The 21,557-nt window shown below is 45.1% G+C and carries 19 protein-coding genes; 9 read left to right on the forward strand and 10 right to left on the reverse strand.

Going from position 1 to position 21,557, the window contains the following annotated elements:
- Positions 1-25 precede the first annotated feature (25 nt).
- Positions 26-1,513, reverse strand: coding sequence for a carboxypeptidase M32 (locus JK628_RS04360; protein WP_202288053.1), 1,488 nt, complete (start codon positions 1,511-1,513; stop codon positions 26-28).
- A 373-nt stretch (positions 1,514-1,886) separates the two neighbouring features.
- On the opposite strand from JK628_RS04360, the gene JK628_RS04365 reads away from it, so the two are divergent.
- The 5 genes from JK628_RS04365 to JK628_RS04385 all read left to right on the forward strand — a co-directional run bounded on the left by JK628_RS04365 (position 1,887) and on the right by JK628_RS04385 (position 7,662).
- The gene (locus JK628_RS04365; protein ID WP_202288054.1) at positions 1,887-2,510 is read left to right on the forward strand and encodes an OB-fold-containig protein; all 624 of its coding nucleotides are present in this window, start codon (positions 1,887-1,889) and stop codon (positions 2,508-2,510) included.
- Positions 2,511-2,548: 38 nt separating this feature from the next.
- Positions 2,549-4,330, forward strand: coding sequence for a flotillin family protein (locus JK628_RS04370; protein WP_202288055.1), 1,782 nt, complete (start codon positions 2,549-2,551; stop codon positions 4,328-4,330).
- Positions 4,331-4,465: 135 nt separating this feature from the next.
- Entirely contained in the window at positions 4,466-5,026 is a 561-nt protein-coding gene (locus JK628_RS04375; protein WP_202288056.1) for a DJ-1/PfpI family protein, read from the forward strand.
- Positions 5,027-5,129: 103 nt separating this feature from the next.
- A complete protein-coding gene (locus JK628_RS04380) occupies positions 5,130-5,447 on the forward strand; it encodes a ribbon-helix-helix domain-containing protein (protein ID WP_202288057.1) in 318 nt (105 codons plus the stop codon).
- Between the two features lie 397 nt (positions 5,448-5,844).
- Positions 5,845-7,662, forward strand: coding sequence for a S8 family serine peptidase (locus tag JK628_RS04385; protein WP_202288058.1), 1,818 nt, complete (start codon positions 5,845-5,847; stop codon positions 7,660-7,662).
- A 67-nt stretch (positions 7,663-7,729) separates the two neighbouring features.
- Here JK628_RS04385 and JK628_RS04390 read toward each other — a convergent pair whose 3' ends face one another.
- The 4 genes from JK628_RS04390 to JK628_RS04405 form a co-directional block, all read right to left on the reverse strand.
- Complete coding sequence (locus tag JK628_RS04390) at positions 7,730-8,374, reverse strand: DUF2913 family protein (protein WP_202288059.1); 645 nt, start codon at positions 8,372-8,374, stop codon at positions 7,730-7,732.
- A 92-nt stretch (positions 8,375-8,466) separates the two neighbouring features.
- Positions 8,467-9,099 carry a peroxiredoxin-like family protein gene (locus tag JK628_RS04395; RefSeq protein ID WP_202288060.1) on the reverse strand — a complete coding sequence of 211 codons (633 nt, stop codon included), beginning with the start codon at positions 9,097-9,099 and terminating at the stop codon, positions 8,467-8,469.
- A gap of 933 nt (positions 9,100-10,032) precedes the next feature.
- Complete coding sequence (locus JK628_RS04400; protein WP_202288061.1) at positions 10,033-11,331, reverse strand: DEAD/DEAH box helicase; 1,299 nt, start codon at positions 11,329-11,331, stop codon at positions 10,033-10,035.
- 441 nt (positions 11,332-11,772) lie between these two features.
- On the reverse strand, positions 11,773-13,560 hold the full coding sequence (locus tag JK628_RS04405; RefSeq protein ID WP_202288062.1) for an aminopeptidase P family protein: 1,788 nt from the start codon (positions 13,558-13,560) through the stop codon (positions 11,773-11,775).
- A 288-nt stretch (positions 13,561-13,848) separates the two neighbouring features.
- On the opposite strand from JK628_RS04405, the gene JK628_RS04410 reads away from it, so the two are divergent.
- Complete coding sequence (locus tag JK628_RS04410; RefSeq protein ID WP_202288063.1) at positions 13,849-15,042, forward strand: MFS transporter; 1,194 nt, start codon at positions 13,849-13,851, stop codon at positions 15,040-15,042.
- Between the two features lie 256 nt (positions 15,043-15,298).
- A complete protein-coding gene (locus JK628_RS04415; protein WP_202288064.1) occupies positions 15,299-16,516 on the forward strand; it encodes a M24 family metallopeptidase in 1,218 nt (405 codons plus the stop codon).
- A 360-nt stretch (positions 16,517-16,876) separates the two neighbouring features.
- On the opposite strand, the gene JK628_RS04420 is transcribed toward JK628_RS04415, so the two are convergent.
- From JK628_RS04420 to JK628_RS04430, 3 genes are all read right to left on the reverse strand, one after another.
- Entirely contained in the window at positions 16,877-17,347 is a 471-nt protein-coding gene (locus JK628_RS04420; RefSeq protein WP_202288065.1) for an FKBP-type peptidyl-prolyl cis-trans isomerase, read from the reverse strand.
- Positions 17,348-17,647: 300 nt separating this feature from the next.
- The gene (locus tag JK628_RS04425) at positions 17,648-18,277 is read right to left on the reverse strand and encodes a cold shock and DUF1294 domain-containing protein (RefSeq protein WP_202288066.1); all 630 of its coding nucleotides are present in this window, start codon (positions 18,275-18,277) and stop codon (positions 17,648-17,650) included.
- Between the two features lie 51 nt (positions 18,278-18,328).
- Positions 18,329-18,454, reverse strand: a complete 126-nt coding sequence (locus tag JK628_RS04430; RefSeq protein WP_443019989.1) for a hypothetical protein — start codon at positions 18,452-18,454, stop codon at positions 18,329-18,331.
- Positions 18,455-18,747: 293 nt separating this feature from the next.
- On the opposite strand from JK628_RS04430, the gene JK628_RS04435 reads away from it, so the two are divergent.
- Entirely contained in the window at positions 18,748-19,404 is a 657-nt protein-coding gene (locus JK628_RS04435) for a cupin domain-containing protein (RefSeq protein WP_202288067.1), read from the forward strand.
- An 18-nt stretch (positions 19,405-19,422) separates the two neighbouring features.
- Here the strand turns inward: JK628_RS04435 and JK628_RS04440 are convergent, their stop codons facing one another.
- A complete protein-coding gene (locus JK628_RS04440; RefSeq protein ID WP_202288068.1) occupies positions 19,423-19,716 on the reverse strand; it encodes an ArsR/SmtB family transcription factor in 294 nt (97 codons plus the stop codon).
- A 128-nt stretch (positions 19,717-19,844) separates the two neighbouring features.
- Positions 19,845-20,351, reverse strand: a complete 507-nt coding sequence (locus tag JK628_RS04445) for a hotdog fold domain-containing protein (protein WP_202288069.1) — start codon at positions 20,349-20,351, stop codon at positions 19,845-19,847.
- A 164-nt stretch (positions 20,352-20,515) separates the two neighbouring features.
- Here JK628_RS04445 and JK628_RS04450 point away from each other — a divergent pair, with 164 nt between their 5' ends.
- On the forward strand, positions 20,516-21,436 hold the full coding sequence (locus tag JK628_RS04450; RefSeq protein WP_202288070.1) for a DUF368 domain-containing protein: 921 nt from the start codon (positions 20,516-20,518) through the stop codon (positions 21,434-21,436).
- The last annotated feature ends 121 nt before the right edge of the window (positions 21,437-21,557 follow it).

Raw genomic sequence — 21,557 nt, forward strand, 5'->3', positions numbered from 1 at the left:
CCAAAATAGTGGATTCTGAATACCACTATGCACTGAATCGTTGAATTAAATGTTGCTTAAAGTGCGCTGGATTGAGTGTTTCACCCGTCGCTTGAAGTGCGAGTTCGTCGGTTGTGAGTAAACTGCCCTTTGACCAAATATTGTCATTGAGCCAACCCATGACAGATGAAAGCTCTCCGTTGGCTATTAGAGTTTCAACTGAGCCCAACTGCTGCTCCATTGCCACTCTAAACTGCGCAGCGTACATCGCACCTAGCGTATAACTGGGGAAATACCCCATCTCGCCAACCGCCCAATGAATGTCCTGCATGCAACCATTCTTATAATCACCGTCGGTGTTGATCCCTAACAGCGATTGCATCTGTGCGGACCAAAAATCTGGCAGGTCACTAACGGCAAGCTGGTTACTGACTAAGGCCTTTTCAGCTTCAAATCGCAGTAAGATATGGCAAGGGTAGGTCACTTCATCTGCATCCACTCTGATGTTACCCGGAGTTACCCGAGAATAGATGTTGAGTAGCTGATCGTGACTGAGATTACAATCTAGTCGTTGCTTTAACTTAGGTTGCAGTAGCGCTAAAAATGCACTGCCCCGCCCGAGTTGCATCTCACAGAATAGGCTCTGGCTTTCATGAATCGCCATAGAACGCGCAAGCCCAGCGGGTTGTCCGCGCCAGTCAAGAGGCAGGCCCTGCTCGTATTTTGCATGTCCTGTTTCATGTACTACGCCCATTAATCCACTGGTAAAATCAGCTTCATCGTAACGTGTTGTCAGGCGAACATCGCTGGCAACACCACCGCAAAATGGGTGGCTGCTGGTGTCTAGTCTGCCGTGGTTAAAATCAAACCCAAGCAGTGTCATTACATCTCGACTAAATAGCGCTTGTGCATCACTCGCTGCATGGGGAATAGCATAACGAGCTTGGTGTTTCTGCTTGTCTTGCACCTGTTCAATTAGCCCTGGAAGCCAGCTTTTCAGACCACCAAATATTTGCTCTAGTCTGCCAGAGGTCATACCCGGTTCAAACTTATCTAACAGCGCATCATAGGGGGAGATATTCAGAGCCGCTGCGCGGATATCTGCTTCCTCTTTTGCTAGCGCTAACACACTTTCAAGATTGGGCTTAAAGCCTTGCCAGTCGTTTTGATTACGCTGCTCTCGCCAAGCTTGCTCACAGCGGTAAGCGGCTTTTGTTTTCGCTTCGACTAGGCTGCCCGGGACAATATTGGCTTGCTGGTACTGGTAACGGATCTCTCTTAGGTTGGCTTTTTGCTGCCAATTAAGCTCTTCTAATTCGGCTTCTGCAATGGTAGGCGCTAGCATGGTTGCCGTTTTTAGTGAATGGATATGCTTGGCAAGTTCTGCCATCGCGGCGCCTCTTACTTCCCCGCCACCGACAGGCATCATCGCTGCTTGATCCCAATCACCAAGGGCACCTAAATGCTCGAAATGACTAATGCTTTGGAAGTGTTCACAAAGACGTGCATAGTTCTTATTTGCAGGTTGATTCATAAAAGTCAGCTGATAGTGAGTAATGTCGCTATGCTAGCACGATAAGTATCTAAACCACTTTGAAATAGAGGAGCCATTGTGTGTTGGCATAGAAGGGGTTAGGGGGAGAGTAACTGCAATGAATGGTGTAGCTCAATGAACGGAATGTTTCAGGGCGAGCCAAAGTGAAAACATAGAGACACGATAGCTGTCTAGTAAGGCCATAGTTTGAATTTTTTCTCAGTCATAATTTATTTTGTTTAGCTATCGGCTAAAGTTTGCTATGCTCGAAAATACATAATATATTTAAAATTATGTAGTTAGCTACATTTTGGGCGTTGAAACCCTACACCGCAGAGGATCATGCGGACAAACTGTGTTCATGGAGGATTTAATGGTTTCATTTCTGTTAAACCAAGATAATTTACCTTACACCATTTCGCTGTGTATCGTATTTGTACTCGGAATGGTAGAAAGCTTATCGCTCGTCATTGGTGCCAGCTTTTTGGGCTTACTCGATGATTGGACGCCAAATGACAACAGCGCTGATGTTGCTGGCGTTACCGGACTTGTTGGTTGGCTTTGCATCAGTCGACTGCCACTACTCATTTGGTTTGTCCTAGCGCTATTGAGTTTTGCTATTGCAGGCTTTTCACTCAACTACTTCTCTCTCAGCTGGTTTGATAGCCTGCTGCCTCAAGCTATTTCTCTGCCATTATCGCTGTTGTTAATGGGCTTTAGCTGCCATTTTCTCGGAAGCAAACTAGCTGATATTCTGCCAAAGAATGAATCTTCTGCTGTATCAGTTGAAGATCTCAACGGCTGCGTTGGCATCTTGACGATCGGAAAAGCAGTGCTGGGCAACCCGAGTGAAGCATTGGTTAAGGATGATTATATGCAGAAACACTATGTGTTAGTGGAGCCAGATGAAGTTGGTGTCGAGTTTCTAACGGGTACCCAAGTGGTGTTACTGAAGCGAAAAGGGCGCGTTTGGAGTGCCGCAAAGCTTGATTCTTAATGAATATTTTTAACCTAATTAATGAAGGAATATTATAGATGGAACCAGTGCAAGAGATAGCCGCTAACTTTGGTGGTAGTTTTGTTTTGATTATTGCTGCCTCAGTTTTATTGGGAATGCTAGTGATAGGACTGATATTTGCCAAGTTGTACTGCCGAGCAACAAAAGAGATGGCATTTGTAAGGACTGGCTTCGGCGGAGAAAAAATAATTAAAGATGGCGGCGCGATTGTGTTGCCAGTGCTGCACGAAACCACTGTCGTGAACATGAATACCTTACGTATTGAGGTGGAAAAAACTCAAAAAGACGCTTTAATCACCCGAGATCGCATGCGTGTTGATGTTAAAGCTGACTTTTATTTACGTGTTGCTCCCAATGCTGAAGGGATCTCAATGGCGGCACAGACTCTTGGTACCAGAACGACGCGGGTCGAAGAGCTTAAAAAGTTAATGGAGAGTAAGTTTGTTGATGTACTGCGTGCCGTAGCTGCGGAGATGAGCATGACTGAAATGCACGAGCAGCGTGCAGACTTTGTGCAGCGAGTGCAAAATAATGTTGCTAATGACCTAGAGAAAAACGGTTTGGAACTTGAGTCTGTATCCCTCACCGGCTTTGACCAAACGGATCTACAATTCTTTAATGAAAATAATGCATTTGATGCGGAAGGTCGTGCTCGCTTAGCCAAAATAATTGAAGAGAAACGCAAAGAAACCAACGATATTGAGCAAGAAAACCGTATTAAAATCGAGCAGCGTAACCTCGAAGCAGAAAAGCAATCGCTTGAAATCGAAAAGACGGAAGAGGAAGCAAGGCTGGTTCAGCAGCAAGCACTTGAGTTTAAACGTGCTGAGCAAAAAGCTGAGATTTTAAAGCAGCAAGAGCAAAAAACACGTGAAGAGCGTGAGGCTGAGATTGCTAAAGAGCGTGCTATTGAAACAGCCCAAATTGAAAAAACTAAAGATATCGAAACCCGTGAAATTGAAAAACGTAAAGCCATTGAGCAATCACGTATTCAACAGCAACGCGATATTGAAGTTGCTGAGCAGGATAAGCAAATAGCGGTCGCGGCTAAGTCAGAAGAGGAATCCGCAGCACGTGCAAAAGCCGCTGACGCTGAAAAGCTCAAAGTTGAAAAAGAGGAAGCGGTTATTACGACCCGTCAGGTGGCGGAAGCTAATCGTCGTAAAGAGATTGAAGTCATCGATGCGCGTAAAGAGGCCGAGCGCGAAGCGGTGGGGGTTACTGTTGAAGCTGAAGCTGAAAAACGCGCCGCAGAAGACAGATCAAGTGCGATCCTAATTGAGGCAAAGGCTGCGGCAGACGCGAAAAAGTTAAGTGCTGAAGCTGACGAGAAAGTTTACGCTGTAGATGCAGCGGGTAAGCAAGCTTTGCATGAAGCTGAAAATGTATTGAGTGACGAACAGATTGCCTTGCAGCGCTCATTAGCGATTTTGGCGTCTCTCCCTGAGATAATTAAGGAGTCGGTTAAGCCACTCGAAAATATCGAAGGGATTAAAATTTTACAGGGCTATGGGGCAGGTAGCATGAGTACGTCTGGTACTGTGGATACCGCTGTAACTCAGCAAGGTGGGATCGCTGAGCAAGTTACTACCGCAGCACTAAACTATCGTGCCAATGGTCCAGTTGTCGATGCAATGTTGCAAGAACTCGGCCTAGTTGATGCTAAAACGGGGAGTTTGAGTGAGTTGTTGAAGGGCAATAATAACCTCACGGAACAGGCCTTAAACATCCCTAAAGTAGAAAAAGATGGCTTAGATGGCCATTCTCATAAACCGAGAACGGAAGCTGAACTTAACTAAGCTTTAGTGGTTTGTAAAAAAAGCGCCTATAGGCGCTTTTTTTATATCAGAGTTTGCTTTGTAGTATTGGGTTGTTACCCGATTAACAGTGCGACGAGTAGAGTGTTTCCTGAGGTCTAATTTTAGGAGTGAAGCATGGCTAGAATACTGATAATTGCCGGTGATTTTGTTGAAGATTATGAACTGATGGTGCCATTTCAAGCACTTCAAATGGTTAATCATGAAGTTGTTGTAGTGTGTCCTGGTAAACAGATAGGTGACACTATCAAAACGGCGATACATGACTTTGAAGGCGATCAAACCTACACCGAAAAACCTGGTCACTTGTTTAGTATTAATGGAGACTTTGAAACCACGCTAGCTTATGACTTTGATGCGCTATTGCTGCCAGGGGGGAGGGCACCAGAGTACTTGCGTTTGAATCCCAAAGTGATTGAATTAATACAATTATTTGTCGGTGAGAATAAGCCTGTTGCAGCAGTTTGCCATGGTGCGCAGCTGCTTAGCGCTGCAAAGGTTATTGAAGGTAAGAGAATATCGGCCTATCCAGCTTGTGCACCTGAAGTGACTCAAGCGGGCGCAGAGTATGTTGATATTGAAGTGACCGAAGCACTGACTGATGGGCAGTTTGTGACTGCACCTGCATGGCCTGCTCATCCAGCCTGGTTAGCGCAATTTAATGCACTGTTAAGCTAGTATCCATTTTAAATACGGATACAGCTTTAGACTAAAGTCTAAGATATTTACACTGTGGTTAGCTGCAAAATGTTGCTATTACTCGATTATTTAGCAGCTAACTATGTGTGAACTCTATTCTGGCGCTGAAGCCGAATTGTTTGAGCTGAAAACCCGCTCTATTAGAATCGATGGCGTGGTTACCAGCATTCGTCTTGAAGCTATATTTTGGCAACTTATCGAACAGATAGCCGAAGAGGATCAGCTTACCGTCGCAGTATTTCTTACTCGGATTTATCGAGAGGTTATTTTAAAACAAGCTAAGATCACTAACTTTGCCTCTTTGCTTAGAGTTGCTTGTACAACCTATCTTAATAATGGCAAGCGACTGGTTTTAGCGTCTAAAGCTGAAGTCGATTTTTATAGCGCTGTAGCTGAGTAATTTTCTCACCCCCCTCTTTTATCCCTCTTACTGTTTTACGTTTATTAAGCGGCTAATACTTTGGCAATAGGTGTATATTCAAAAACAATATGTTGAATTTTTAGTCATTAAAAACAGATTTCTGCCGCAGTTAATATAGTTATCTATAAATTAATCTACTGAAAGCTATTAATAAAATCAGAGTTTCGCTAGAACCCCTATTTGATTTCTATTCACAAAAAAACCAACTTGACAAAGTTTACTTTTGTTAATGGTTTGTTGCGGGCGATTGGTTGTGCTAGGTTTTAGTTCTCTGCTTAGTCGTTATTACTGCTAGGTAAGTAGTTTGTAGCTAAATAATCCAATAATTAATTGGGCCATTAAAGAGCCCTATGCAAACCTTTCGGAGCAACACTTTATGAAATTGACAAAAATTGCAGCGACCTTAATAGCACTCTCTGTTGGCATATCAGCGGCAGCAACAGCTGATGAGCGATATGTTATTCAAGTGGATAATAGCAAAAAGGGGGTTGTTAAAGCCTTAGCGAAGAAGATGGGCGGCGAGTTAAACTTAGATGGTAATGGGTTTATTGCGGCAACATTTTCTGGTAAAGATCTTGCTCAAGTGAAAGGTTTGCTCAATAACCCGCATATTAAGTTGGTCGAAGTGGATCAACGTCGATCACTAATGTCATTTAGTGATGATGTCGGTAACCCGATGACAGAGCAAATAACACCCTATGCAGTATACCAATCTAACGTGAATGACATTGCTTTTGATGCCAGCACAGGAGACATGAAGGTCTGTATTATTGATTCAGGCTTAGATGCTTCAAATGCTGATTTTGATTGGAATAGCATTACTGGCGACAACGATGGTGGTACCGGTAACTGGAATGACAATGGTGGTCCACACGGTACGCATGTGGCGGGTACTATTGGTGCGGCAGATAATGGCTTTGGAGTTGTTGGTATGGCGCCAGGTGTTCAGATGCACATTATCAAGGTTTTTAATGCCGACGGTTGGGGCTATTCATCCGATTTAGCCCATGCTGCAGACCTCTGTAGTACTGCCGGAGCCAATATTATTAGCATGAGCTTGGGTGGTGGTGGCTCAAACTCAACCGAATCTAACGCGTTCCAGTCTTTCACCGATGACGGTGGTCTAGTGGTGGCGGCTGCGGGTAATGATGGTAACAGTGTGCGCTCATACCCTGCAGGTTACCCATCGGTGATGATGGTGGGCGCCAATGATGCCAATAATGATATCGCTGATTTCTCACAATTCCCCACCTGTACTACTGGCCGAGGCAAGAAGCAGAAAACGGATACCAGCATCTGTGTCGAAATTGCAGCTGGCGGTGTTGATACCCTATCGACTTATCCAGCAGGCATGGCAACAGCTTCAAATATGAGTGTTGATGGTGTTGCATACTCAAGTTCAGCCATGGAGAACGCAGGTTCAGTATCAGGAAGTGTATTTTACATGGGTACTGCGGAAGCGACCAATGGCGGTGCTAACGGCATGGTGTGTATGATCGATCGCGGTGCTATCTCTTTCCACGATAAAGTACTTAACTGCGAAAACTCAGGTGGTATCGGCGCTATTATCATTAATAATGAAGCGGGCATGCTTTACGGCACATTAGGTGACACTAATGCGACCAACATACCTGCAGTAGGAGCAGCCTATGAAGATCGAGCCGCTCTAGTTGCAGCAAGCAGTGCTGATGTTGCAGTTGGAACCTCAGATTATGGATTTATGAGTGGTACCTCTATGGCTACACCCGCAGTGTCTGGTATTGCAGCGCGAGTATGGTCTAACTATACGCAGTGCACTGGCACGGAGATCCGCGCCGCATTAAATGCATCGGCGATAGACGGTGGTGTAAGTGGACATGATGTTTATTTTGGTCACGGTATTATTGATGCTGCAGCGGCTTATGATTATTTAGCGGATAATGGCTGCGCGGGTGGTGACAATGGTGGCGGAGATGCTCTAACGCTTACAGAGAGCCATTATAAGCGAAGGGGCGTCAAGTATGTCGATCTTAGCTTTAGTGGTGCAGCAGGTGGTACCGTTGATGTATATCGTGATGGAAACTTTGTCATAGCCGTTCCAAGCGGCGAGACTTACACTGATACTATTAACACTAAAGGTGGCGGAACATATGTCTACAAGGCATGTGATGAAGGTACGGATACTTGCAGCGCGGATGTTAGCGTGTCGTTCTAGACGACAATCGTAGTTAGAACACAAAAAGGCCTGCATTCGCAGGCCTTTTAATGGGGAAACGCAACCACTAACTCGTTAATGGCTGCAATATTGTCAGCGCAGGCTGCATATTTTTAGGCCAAATGCGATAAGACTTATGGTGCTTAATTAGAGAGGTCTTCTTGTTGCCAGGGCTTAACAGTAGACCATGTTTGTAGGCGATTTCAGCAAAGGCTTGTTCAGGTGCACGCACATAAAGGGTAATAGGCTTTATCAGCTCATCACCATCAATACGTTGGGTAAATTGCTCATCTGAGATAACAAGACTAGAGCGGCCATCGCTATTAAGCTTGAGCTTTTGTGTCACCTCTTGGTCGGTAATGATGACCCAGTCACTGCTATCTAGCTCTGTTAGCATCGCCTTTAAAGATAACGCTAAGCCTTGTTGTTTATCGGCAATAAAGCTGTACTGCTGGCTAATTTTTTGCAACAGGAGTTTGAGCTCGGCACCTGCTCCCATGCTACGAGCTTGGCGGATCCAAAAAGTAAGATCATCAGCGATCAGTTTTGAAAAGGTACGCTTTTTAAGGGCGCTGACCATCCAGCTGCATAAGAAATGGCTTTCACCTGCTGGGGTCTTTACGCTACTGCTGGTTTCAGCAGATGTTGCTAACGCGGCTAGGCCTGCGTCAGCAAACATGAGAATGGCTTGGTTATAACTGATATCGGACATGAGTTCTCCGCCGTGGAAGTGAGTATAGAGGACGGCGGAGGCATTATACCTAATGCGAATACAGTATTAAACGGCTATGCCATAGCATCGGCTTACTTTAGCGCCAGTTTAGCCGCTGTAACAATCAGTTCCGCTGCTGGACGAACTCTAAAGTTAGGGTTTACGTATTGGAAATGAACCAAGCCCTTAGCATCGCTGATATAAACCGCTGGCACGGGCAGCACTAAACGTTTTTCACCTTGTGGTGTTTGCCATAGGTCATTTTCAAGCTTCATTTTACTCAAATAGCGTTCGGTAACCTTGGCACTAGTAAAATAGGCTAAGCCAAACGCTTTACTGGTCGCTAAACTTGCATCAGACAACAGTGTGTATGTGAGCTCTTGCTTGGTCATTGATGCTTTAAGTTTCTCCGGTGTATCTGGAGAGATGCCAATTAACTGGTAACCCATCTCTAGCAACTGTGGCTCAATAGCCTGCAGTTGTCCCATTTGTGAATTACAAAAAGGGCACCAGCCGCCACGGTAGAAAAAGATAATGCTTGGTTTGCCAGCAGTAAGCTTTGCGATATCGACGTTAGTCCCATTGAGATCTTTAAGCGATGCAGAGGGGATGGTCTGGCCATTCATTAACGGCATCACGTTTAATTCATCAAGCGCGATAGGTTTAGCTAACAGCGGCAAACTCAGCAGCAGTATAGACAGAGCAGCGAAGGTCTTTTTTAACATTATTTTGGCCTTTGAATGTAGGGTTAACTAAGTGACTAACATTAGACCTATGAAAGGCCTAAAAACTTTCATTTATGTTGGTGAACGGCAAGGAATTTGAGCGTCAAACTTATTAAATTACGGCTTCATTTTTATAAAGGCAACGTCGTGGTGCTTGGCTCAGTCTCAGTTGCGTCTGCACATACGCTGACTGCAGGTCATTGGAACCACTTTCGCCAGAGGCTAACTCATTTGATGCCCCAAACCTCGTTAGGTTTATCAAGCTTCGCTTTCATTTTAATAAAAAGAAAAGTCGTGGCGCTTCGCCCACACCAGACCAAAAAGGGGAAAGCGCTTGCCCCCCTTTTGGATATCCCTCAGCGCCCCGGCGAAATTTAAAAAGCAAAATTTCCAACGGGGGAGATTAGACTCTGCACGTTTGGTTAATGTATTTAAGCCATGATGTTTACTAAGAGACAGTTATTTCTTAATGGAAGAATGAAAACTCAAATGCCAAGAGTTTGCGCTTTTATAACCCAGTGTAAGATGCGGCTGAGGCCTTCGGAAACAGGACGTTTTCGTTGAGCCCACAGGGATGTGTTCACGGCGAGTCTCAGTTGCGTCTGCACATATGCCGACAGCAGGTCATTGGAACCACTAGTGCGTCAAGCTTCGTTTGACCAAAGTCATGGCCGAGCTTCCAAGGACGGACTTGCAGCGTGTCACGGCAGTATCTGCACATACGCCGACCGCAGGTCATTGGAACCACAATTGTTGAAAGTTAACTAGATCTGATGCTCTAGCTCACTTTTATTGGTAAAATACAGGCCAAAGCAACAAAACACGATTAGCTACCGGCTACAGATTATTGAAGCAGATTTAAACATCGCGTACAAAAAAGACACCATTAGGTGCCTTTGTTGTTTATAAAATAATTTGATGTCCGTACTGCGATTATTTTATCTTCTTTATTTTTGCTGGTGAGGCATTCTTCACTTTAACACGGCGGCCTTGCATGTTTTTCTCACCAATCATCTGCGCACCTGCATTATCTACACGCTGTTGTTTCTTGGCAAAACTACGGCGAGTTTGCAGCTGCTTAATCAATAGGTCGCGGCTTCCGACTTCGTATCCTGGAATCGTAACGCGGCGAAGTTTTTGTCCAATTAGCTTTTCAATATCCGCTAAAGTACGTTCCTCTTCACGACTCACAAATGAGATAGCCACACCTGATTTACCTGCACGGCCTGTACGGCCAATACGGTGTACGTAATCTTCAGCCAAGAACGGCAGGTCATAGTTAACCACGTATTCTAGACCTTGAATATCCAGTCCGCGAGCGGCAACTTCGGTTGCCACTAATACGCGCATTTTACCCTCTTTAAATTCGCGTAAAGCACGGCGGCGGCTACCTTGGGCTTTTTCACCATGGACAACGGCTGTTGGAATACCATCAAGGTTCAGCTCTTTCTCTAGCTTATCTGCGGCGTCACGAGTCGCAGTAAAAACCAACACCTGTTGCCAATTTTTGGTACCGATTAGCTCTGACAAAAGCTCTCGTTTGCGACGTTGCTCTACCGGGTAAACCACTTGGCTAACAGTATCAGCGGTGGTGTTTTGCTTATCGGCAGTAATGATATTGGGTTTAACCATCATCTCGCTAGCAAGTTTTTTTACTGGCGCAGAAAAGGTCGCAGAGAACATCAAGTTTTGACGTTTGCTATTCACCGCTTGGAGAATTTTTTGGATATCAGCACTAAAGCCCATATCGAGCATACGGTCAGCTTCATCAAGTACTAAGAAATCGACATTCGATAAGCTTAAATTACACGCCGTGAGATGCTCAAGTAAGCGACCTGGGGTTGCGATAATGATGTCTACGCCGCGCTTAAGTTTACTTGCTTGGCTATCCATCTTAACGCCGCCATAGATGGTGGCGACGCTCACCTCTAAGTATTTAGCGTATTCATTGATATTGTCGGCAATCTGCGAAGCTAGTTCGCGGGTTGGCGTTAAGATAAGTGCACGGGTATTTGAGCGTTGAGTGTCACTTGGGTTATCAAGCATTTTTTGCAAGATAGGTAATGCAAACGCGGCAGTTTTGCCTGTGCCTGTTTGTGCACTGGCTAATACATCTTGGCCACGACGCACTGCTGGGATTGCTTGCTGCTGAATTGGTGTCATTTTTTGATAACCACATTCAGAGATGGCGCGCAAAATCTCGGGAGCAAAACTAAAAGATTCAAATCTCATGATGAGGGTCCTGTAATCAACAATTCAACCGCTAGCGTACAGCGCTAACTTCTTTGCCACCATTGAAATGGCGGTGGCGGAGTATAGCAAACTTTAGCTTAAAACCTGCACTTATTTATTAGGGGCTGTTGATCTTTCGAGCTTAGCTTTTGTTCGAGTTCAATGATTTTAGGGCAAGGCTTGAGCGATGATGCTTAGCTAGCTAAGTGAAAAGCTCGTAACGCAGCAATAAAAGCATTGAAACGAACCCGATGGGCCGCGCTTCTTGGCTATTTTTACTGTGTTGTAGGTTATTTGTGGAGAATGACTAAACTGCATAGCCTCCGCCTTGTCAAAATAGCCAATAAACTGCGGCAAAAACAACCATGAAAGATCAACAGCCCCTAGATTTTAAAACGAAAAAGCAGCGCCGAAGCACTGCTCTGTCGATAAGCGGCGAGTTTAAATTGCCGCAGTCACTTTATTCAGCCACATGAGTTCATCACCCTGCATGTGCGGGCTAAGTTTTTCGCGTACTAGCTGATGGTATTGGTTAAACCAATCGACTTCGGCGCTAGTTAGGAAGTTTTTATCAATAAGGCGAGCATCCATTGGGATGAAGGTCAGCGCTTCAAACTCAAGCATTTCACGCTCTGCATTGGTTAAAGATACTGAAGGCCTTACTGCAACCAAGTTTTCTAAACGGATACCGAATTCGTTAGCACGGTAATAACCGGGCTCGTTTGATAGCACCATACCAGCAAGTAAAGGCACAGAGGTTCTGTTTTTACCAATACCTTGCGGCCCTTCGTGCACACTCAAGTAATGGCCCACACCATGACCTGTGCCGTGATCAAAGTCGAAACCGTGTTGCCAAAGGTGTTGGCGTGCGAAAGAGTCCAATTGCTGCCCAGAGGTACCTTGTGGAAACTTGGCCTGGTCGATAGCAATATGCCCCTTAAGTACCAGTGTCACCATCTTTCTTTGCTCATCGGTAACATCTCCAATGGCAACTGTACGAGTGACATCAGTGGTGCCATCGAGATACTGAGCACCAGAATCGACTAGGTAAATACTGTTCATTTCCATCTGTGCTGGCGTGCCGTCGTTGTGGTTGTAATGGCACATTGCCGCGTTGGCACCAGTCGCAGAGATGGTATCGAAACTCGGCTCTTGATAAAGCGGGTCTTCAAGGCGGAAGCTTTCTAGCTTATCGGCTAACTGAGCCTCGTCATATAAGCGCTCTGCAAGCACCTCGGCATCTAGCCAAGCAAGAAAACGGCTGACGGCTACACCATCTCGAATGTGGCACGCTTTCATACCACTTAACTCGGTATCATTCTTTTGTGCTTTAGGTAGTGCAACAGGATCGGCCCCCGCAATAAGTTCTGCCCCCGCGTTTTTGGCCGTTATCTGCAACCACGCGTTGATGGTATCTGGGCTCGCTAGTACTTTAACACCTGACAGTTTAGCCAGTTCAGCTTCAAGAGCGGCTTCAGCTTTAAAGCTCACACCTGCTCCAACATGCTGTTCGATACCCGTTGGCAGTTTGCTGAGATCGGTAAATAGCAGCATATCGCCGTTTGCATGGAGTAACGCGGTACCTAGAACCACAGGCAGACGAGGTACATCTTTACCGCGAATGTTGAGTAACCAGCAGAATGAATCTAAGGCAGCGATGATGGCAACGTCAGCGCCTTCAGCTTTAACCGCCGCGCCAATAGTGGTGCGTTTTTCTATGCTACTGCGACCGGCACTTTTTTCACTAAACGCCATAATAGCTGCGTTTGAAGCGTGTGGTCTGTCACTCCAATTAAGATCAATAGGGTTGTCTTTTACGGCCACTAAGTCAATTTGTGCTTTATTCAGGGTCGCTAGGGTGCTGTTGAACCATGAAAGCGTATGCAGTCTGGCATCGAAACCTACATTGGACTTGGCATCAAGCTTTTCGGTAAGCCATTGTGCTTGGGGGGTATCGTGCAAACTCAGATATTCAAATAACTCGCCATCGACTTGTTGGCGAACCTGCACTGTGTAACGTCCATCAACAAAGATTGCCGCTGTGTCTTTTAAGACAATGATCATGCCTGCTGAGCCGGTAAAACCACTGGTCCACAGCATCCGTTCATTGTGAGCGGGAACATATTCACCCAGATACTCATCTGCACGAGGAATAATAAAAGCGTCTAGATTCGACTTCGCCATTTCGTGGCGAATAGCGCTCAAGCGGGTTGCAATAGTATTTGACATCATGGCTCCATAATTAAGCACTTGAGCGGCAATGGTTATGTGGCTAAAGGCTATTAAATGTGTAGTTATTTAGCGCGGAGGTTATCACAAATGAATAGGCTAAGGGCAGCAGCATTTAGCCATCTTGTTATCATCTTTTTTACCATTGTGTAGCAACCTCTGAGACTATTCATCAATATTCAGTGGTTTACCTAGGTGAGTTAGTGCTCAATTCGTGCCACTATGTTGCAACAAGTTCGTATTAACGCTGTCTCATTTCGATGGTGCTGTAAAAGGATAAATTGGGCTATGCCATTTAATGTATGGGTACTGACGCTTGCACAGGCATTTGCAATGAGTGCGACACCGATGATGATGTTGCTCGGCGGAATTATTGGTGTAGAGATAGCCCCGTCAGCCGAACTGGCGACATTGCCGATAGCGTCGATGGTTGTTGGGGTTGCGCTATCAGTGTTGCCTGTGTCTAAGTTGATGCAACGCTTTGGCCGAAAGCCGGTATTTATTTCTGGGGCATTGGTGGCGGCGACCTCTGGAATGTTGGCGGCTTACGCAACCTCCGAGCAAGATTTTGTGCTGTTTTGTTTAAGCGGCATGTTATTAGGAACCGCTGGCGCTGTGGTGCAGCAATATCGCTTTGCAGCGATGGAGTCTGTGTCTCCAGCATTAGCGGCAAAAGCGGCTTCGAGAGTGCTGCTCGGTGGTCTTGTCGCGGCAATTATAGGACCTGAGTTGGCGGTGCTTGGCGGGGTAATATCAGATCAGGCTTATGTCGGGGCTTTTTCATTTTTAACTATGGTGAGCCTGATAGCTGCCACTATTTTATGTTTCTATCGAGAGCCTAAGATAGATCGCAGTGTAAAGCGTGAGGTAACTAAAACCACTGGGCGTCCCCTTGGGGCTATATTGTCTCAACCTAGGATTTGGGTAGCAATTGCTGGTGCGACACTAGGTTACGCCATGATGAGTTTTGTCATGACGGCTACCCCGCTGCATATGCATCATATCGAACATCATTCATTAGCAGACACTAAGTGGGTCATTCAAAGCCACATTATTGCAATGTATCTTCCCTCATTGATTAGTGGAGTATTGGTAGCACGAATTGGGGTGTCGAAAATGATGTTATTAGGCTTACTCGCTTATGTCATCACCATTATTGCCGCGTTGCTTGGGCGTGATCTACTGAACTACTGGGCCGCTTTAGTATTGCTAGGCATTGGCTGGAACTTTCTGTTTGTAGCCGGTACAGCGCTATTGCCGCGTTGTTACAACCCTGATGAACGTTATAAAGTGCAAGCGTTTAACGACACCTTTATTTTTGGAGCACAGGCAATGGCGTCGCTAAGTGCTGGCTGGGTTATTCATGCTCTTGGCTGGGAGATTTTATTGATTATTTGCTTACCTGTGATCGCCGCGCAACTGCTATTAATTGCGTGGTGGAAGCTGTCTAAAAGCCGCATGTTACAGAAAGAACGGTTATAAGCTGGTATGACTAAAAGAGGTTGTCGCGCCTTTTCTGTCGGTAAGTATTTCTCAATAACTGTTAATTAGCGCTGGTATTTTGTATACTTTATTCTAGATGGTGTGCAGATATATTTAGATAAACGAGTCGGTTTTAAAGCGGCCTTAAATGTCGGTTAAAACGGCTCAGCTGCGTTATTAATGATGAGGTCTGTTTGAGCATGTCTCTGGCATTGCATAGGGCTCAAGTTTAACTTTTAAAAGTAAGGGTACATGAATGACAATAGGTGTAGGCGGTTCTACCGCAGAGCAAGAGTTAGCAAAACTCACAGATATGACCCAAGGCACTGCGCCAATTAGCCATGATGAATTTTCAGCTCGTATTGCTAATGCACAGTCGATAATGGCGGCAGAAGGTATTGCAGCAATCTATATCAATGCGGGTACTAACCTTTATTACTACACAGGTACGCGTTGGTATGCGAGCGAACGTATGGTTGGGGCGATAATTCCAGCAAGTGGCGCAGTTGAGTATATAGCTCCAGCATTCGAAGTTGATACGCTATTGGGCTACATGACCATCGAAGGCAAGGTCAACACTTGGCAAGAAGATGAAAGCCCTTATGCACTGTTTGGCGATGTACTCGCTAACATGGGAATTAACGCAGGTGATGTCGGTATTGATGAGTCTGCCGCTTTCTTTATTTTTGATGGTGTTCGTCAAGCGCATCCACAGTTTAACTACGTCAACGCAAAGCCTGTTACAGCGGGTTGTCGTATGATTAAGTCGGCGACTGAGCTTGGCCTGTTACAACGGGCTAAAGACATGACCTTAGAGGTCCATAAAGCCGTTGCACGTATCTTACATGAAGGCATTAGCACCACAGAAGTTGAAGCCTTTATTAATGCCGCCCACATTAAAGTTGGCATTCCAGCTGGTTCATATTTTTGTATCGTACTGTTCGGTGAAGACAGCGCTTATCCCCATGGGGTTAAATCGCCTAAGGCGTTAGATTTAGGCGATACAGTATTGATTGATACCGGTTGTCAGCTATATGGCTATAACTCTGATATCACTCGTACATATGTGTTTGGTGAGCCGAGTCCGCGTCAACGCGAGTTGTGGCAACATGAGCAAGATGCGCAAATTGCCGCTTTTGATGCCGCGCATATAGGGGCAACCTGTGCCAGTGTTGACCGCGCCGCAAGAGATACACTTGAGCAGGCGGGTTTTGGCCCTGGCTATAACGTGCCGGGTCTACCGCATCGTACAGGTCATGGCATTGGTCTCGATATCCATGAATGGCCTTATCTAGTACTAAACGACCAAACGCCATTAGCCGCTGGTATGTGTTTTAGTAACGAGCCTATGCTGTGTGTTCCAGGTGAGTTTGGTGTACGTCATGAAGACCATTTCTACATGACAGAGCAGGGGGCTGTTTGGTTTACTAAGCCTGCTCACTCAATCGACGACCCATTTGGATATGAAGCTTAATCGCAATGTGTTCTAGGTGAGTTTGGTGTCCGTCATGAAGCTCATTTCTACATGACGGAACAGGGTCAGAACACAGAGCAGCTTGGTTTACTAAGTCTGCTCACTCAATCGATGACCCATTTGGATATGAAGCTTAATCGTAATGTGTTCTAGGTGAGTTTGGTGTCCGTCATGAAGCTCATTTCTACATGACGGAACAGGGTCAGAACACAGAGCAGCTTGGTTTACTAAGCCTGCTCACTCAATTGATGACCCATTTGGATATGAAGCTTAATTGTGAACTTTTTAGCGCTTAATAAAAAAGCCCGAATGTTGGCACATTCGGGCTTTTGATTATCTGCATACAGCTGATAATTCAACTTAGTCGATACTGATTAGCTCGACATCAAAGATTAGTGTTGAGCCGCCACTGATTTTTCCAGCGCTGCGATTGCCATAAGCCAGTTCTGGCGGAATAAAGAAGCGTGTTTTCTCACCAACGACCATCAGCTGTACCCCTTCGGTCCAACCTTTAATTACGCGATTGAGTGGAAAGCCGATAGGCTCACCGCGCTCAACTGAGCTGTCAAATACGCTACCATCGATTAAAGTACCGTGGTAGTGAACCGTAACCGTATCGCTCGCCTTTGGGTGTACAGTGCCGTCGCCTGCTGCTAACACTTGATATTGCAGTCCTGAAGCGGTTGTCGACACGCCCTCTTTGAGCTTGTTTTCAGCAAGAAAGGCGTTACCCAGTGCAATATTTTCTTTTGCTGCTTTTTGGTTATTCATCGAGGTAAAGAAGTAAAAAATCACCCCAGCAATGACCACTACCGCTAATATCATTTTCATTTTAATTCACTTAGATAATTTGAGTTTAGTTTGCATTTGATTGCAATCATAACGAATTGATACTCACAGGTAAATCTATACCCATCCTACCTGAAGATGCAGGATTCTGTGGGAGTTTAATGAGCTTTAATCAAGGTCAGTTATTGCTCCTGCATAACAGACATTCACACCATCCTTGGTGCTTGCATTGATTGCCACTAATGGTCGCTCCCTTAGTAAAATCAACAACACAGAGTAAAGCCCATTAAAACCCATCAACGCCTCTGAAACGAGCACCTTTAAGTAGGATGGGTATATAGTTTAGAGCATGCGCTGGATCTGATGAAAATATTCACCTGCAAGAGGTGTAAATAGAATGATATAGCTAACGCCAATATTGAGTACTATGGTTATCCATAACAGCACTTTAAACGGAGTCTTAGCCGATTTATGTCTAAGAAGTTGCTGAGCAATAAGCGCTCCAGGCCAACCACCAAGCACTGCTAATAGATGTAAGCTAGACTCTTTTACGCGCCAACGTTGCAGCTTTGCTGCTCGTTTATCCAGTGCATAGGCAATAAAGGTTACACAAGAGATACTTAGCAGATAGATAAGAGCGGCGAGTGGCAGCCAATCAAACTGATAGAGCACTATCTCAGCGATAATTACAGCGCTAGCAAATTGACTGAGGGGCGTGAGCTTAGTCGAGCGCTTACGAGGCTTGGTTTTAGTCCGTGCATGCAGCCCTAAGATTTCAGCTTTTCTCGCTTGTGGCTTATCTTTGCTGTTTCCGGCATAACTGAAGCTAATAATATCGCCGTTTTTAGGGCGTTGAGCAGTCGAGTTAAAACTCGATATATGCACAAAGACATCACTATGGCTGCCTGCTTGAGTTATAAAACCAAAGCCTTTTGCATCATTCCACCGGTTAAGTACGCCTTTTTGCATCATTTATCTCGTCGGCCCTAGTTATCTATTTCAAGTTGTAGCGACTCTAAACCTCTAAAATACGCCTAAACTTTGCCCAAAGTCGGTCACCTTATATTCGCCCCGTGCTGGGAGGTCTGGATAGCTTATATTCTCTAAAATGCCAAATTCGATATTGCACTTTAAGCACTGCTTTAACACTTTTGTGGTTTCTATTCAGGTATATATTAATCGTTTTAAGGTTACCATAGAAAAGGAGATGTTCGTGTTTAATGGGTTATAGGTGTCAAATCAAGTAATTGTTCTAAATACTAGTTAGGAAAAATTAGCTTATAGTAATCACACTGATGTGGTTGATATTGCAGGGTGAGAGAATACTCTAATCGCCGTTTAAAACTGATAGCGCAGCTATTATCAGGCCAACCTACGTGGGTTGCTGGCGCTATGGCTGCTCGCAATTAAGCGTTATTTGAATCAAGGTGCAGGAGGAATTGATGTTAAATATGGATTTGAGTCAGAAAGTAGTAATTAAAACTCAAGAGCTACCCTGGTTAGACAGCCCCTCTCCGACGGTATTTCGTAAACCACTTGAACGTGCAGCAGCCGAAAGTGGACACACTACCAGCATCGTTAAATATCAAGCTGGCGCCAGCTTTAAGCGTCACTCTCACCCTTATGGCGAAGAAATTTTAGTGCTGGAGGGGACTTTCTCTGACGAAGAGGGTGATTACCCTGCTGGTACTTATATTCGCAACCCTCCAGGGAGCGCTCATACACCGTTTAGTCAAGATGGCTGCGTGCTTTTAGTTAAGTTAAACCAGTTTGATAAGCATGATTTAAAGGCTGTACGAGTGAACACTCATACTAATAGCTGGCAGCAAGGGATAGGTGGCTTAGAAGTTATGCCACTGCATGAGTTTGAACATGAACATGTGGCGCTAGTTAAATGGCCCGCAGGAGAGCATTTTCAAACACATCGTCATTTTGGCGGCGAGGAGATCTTCGTTATTAGCGGTGAGTTTAACGATGAACATGGCGCTTACCCACAGTACACTTGGCTGCGAAGCCCACACATGAGTGAGCACTTTCCTTTTGTTGAACAGGAAACCATTATCTTTGTAAAGACGGGGCACCTCTATCTTGCGGGTTAGCCTTTACTGACAGCACGGTTAACACTTCTCGTCGCTGCAGCACTCTTCTTGCAGAAATGCTATTAAACCGTCTAAACATTCAAATTGAGGGATGCAATGCAATACTCTTCCCTCTCTTTGCTGCTTCACCAGCCCGGCAGACATTAAGCTTGCAAGGTGGTGAGACAGGGTTGAATTTGGGATCTGCAAAGTCTCTTGAAGTTGCCCGACCGGGAGGCCAGCATGTCCCGCTTTTACAAGGCAACGAAACAGCGTCAGTCTCGTTGGGTGTCCAAGTTCTTTTAGTGCTTTAGCTGCTACATCGATATCCATAAACTCAACTCAGTTGATTAACACGGGGCACTTTTTTGAAATGCCTAACGTTTCGGTAATTGCCGAAATAATAGCAGCAAATGAACGACCAATGAAGAGTTATTTCATTGGCCGACTAATTATGAGGCTTATTTTCTCGCCGGTTTCTCGGAGATCCATAGTTTAATGGTGCCTTGCACCACAGCTACACCGTCAGTGTCGTAAGCATTGACGGCGACTAACATGTCACCTACGACCCATTGTTCAGGTGTTACTTCGGCCACACAGGTGATATCGCTACCGGCTTTAGCCGTGTAGTCAACGCTCATCCCCTTTGGGATCCAGCGTAGATGATCTGGAATTGAGGCTTCGGCCATGGTGCCCATTGCCATCTCGAGGCCATTACAGATCGCGATAACATGCACCGTTTTAATATGATTGTGAACCGCTTTACGTTTTTTTATCAGGCAAACGCATTTATTCACTTTTAATTCACTAATAAAAGGTTTTACTGTACCGAAGTAAGGCGCCATTCGGCAGACCATTAGTGAAAATATTTTGTTGCCGAAGGGTAGGCGAGTCACACGTTTAAACAGTGACATCACTTTTGTAGGCTTGGTATTTGTGGGCTTGTTATTAGCGGTTATAGTGCTCATCTTCTTCCTTGTGAACTTTAACTGGTCGGATGAGGTTAACATTGAATTAACATCAATTACTAGGGTCTACTCATTTCAGGCGAAAGATAAACTTCATTTCGTTTATATAGTATTGAGAAGTATAATTTTGGCAGAAAACTTTACAGAGTCGATTAAGGAATAAAGTGAACTATTTACAGACCTACCTTAAAGGGATGGCAATGGGTGCAGCGGATGTTGTCCCCGGCGTTTCAGGCGGCACTATCGCCTTTATTACAGGTATTTTGGACCAACTGCTCGACAGTATTAAAAAGATTAGACCCTCTTTGTTTAGTGTAATCAAAGAGCAAGGGATTAAAGCGGCCTTTATGCATATCAATGGCCCATTCTTAGTGTGTGTGTTTGGGGGGATTTTAACCAGTATTTTAACCTTGGCAAAGTTAATCACCTACTTATTGCATGCCCACCCAATCCCCGTGTGGTCATTCTTCTTTGGTTTGATCCTCATTTCGGTGATCCATATGCTGAAACAGGTAAAGGGTTTCACTTTAGGCCGCTTAGCGCTGTTTGTGATTGGCGTAGCTATCGCGTGGGGGATCACCATGTTGAATCCTATTGCGCTTGAAATGACCTATCTAAATGTATTTTTAGGCGGCTGCATCGCGATTACTGCGATGATTTTACCCGGGATCTCCGGTAGCTTTATTCTGCTATTACTCGGTTTATATACCTCGGTTATGGGGGCGGTTAAAGGTTTCGATATTGCGATTATGGCGACGTTTGCGGCAGGAGCTGCAACAGGCTTATTGAGCTTTAGCCATGTGTTGTCCCTACTGCTGCGTAAATATCACGATGCAACCTTGGTATTTTTAACTGGGTTAATGCTCGGTACGTTAGGCAAAATATGGCCTTGGAAAGAGGTGCTCAGCTTTAGAGAGAACTCTAAAGGAGAGATGGTACCACTGGATGAACGTATTCTATCACCGATGCAGTACGAACAGCTGACGGGGCAGGCTTCGTTGCTAGCTTACGCTGTTGTTGCCATGCTAGCCGGTATACTAGTGGTATGGGGTTTAGAGAAGTTTGCCAATAGAGGCCGAACCTAACTAGTCACTAGTTTCGCTAAACGCCAGCATTTTGCTGGCGTTTTTTGTTTGAGGGAGATGCAAAAGTCTGCATAAGCTACAGATTTTGAAGATAGCATAAAGGCGATATTTAAATTAAACA

The organism is Shewanella sp. KX20019, from assembly GCF_016757755.1.
GTDB lineage: Bacteria > Pseudomonadota > Gammaproteobacteria > Enterobacterales > Shewanellaceae > Shewanella.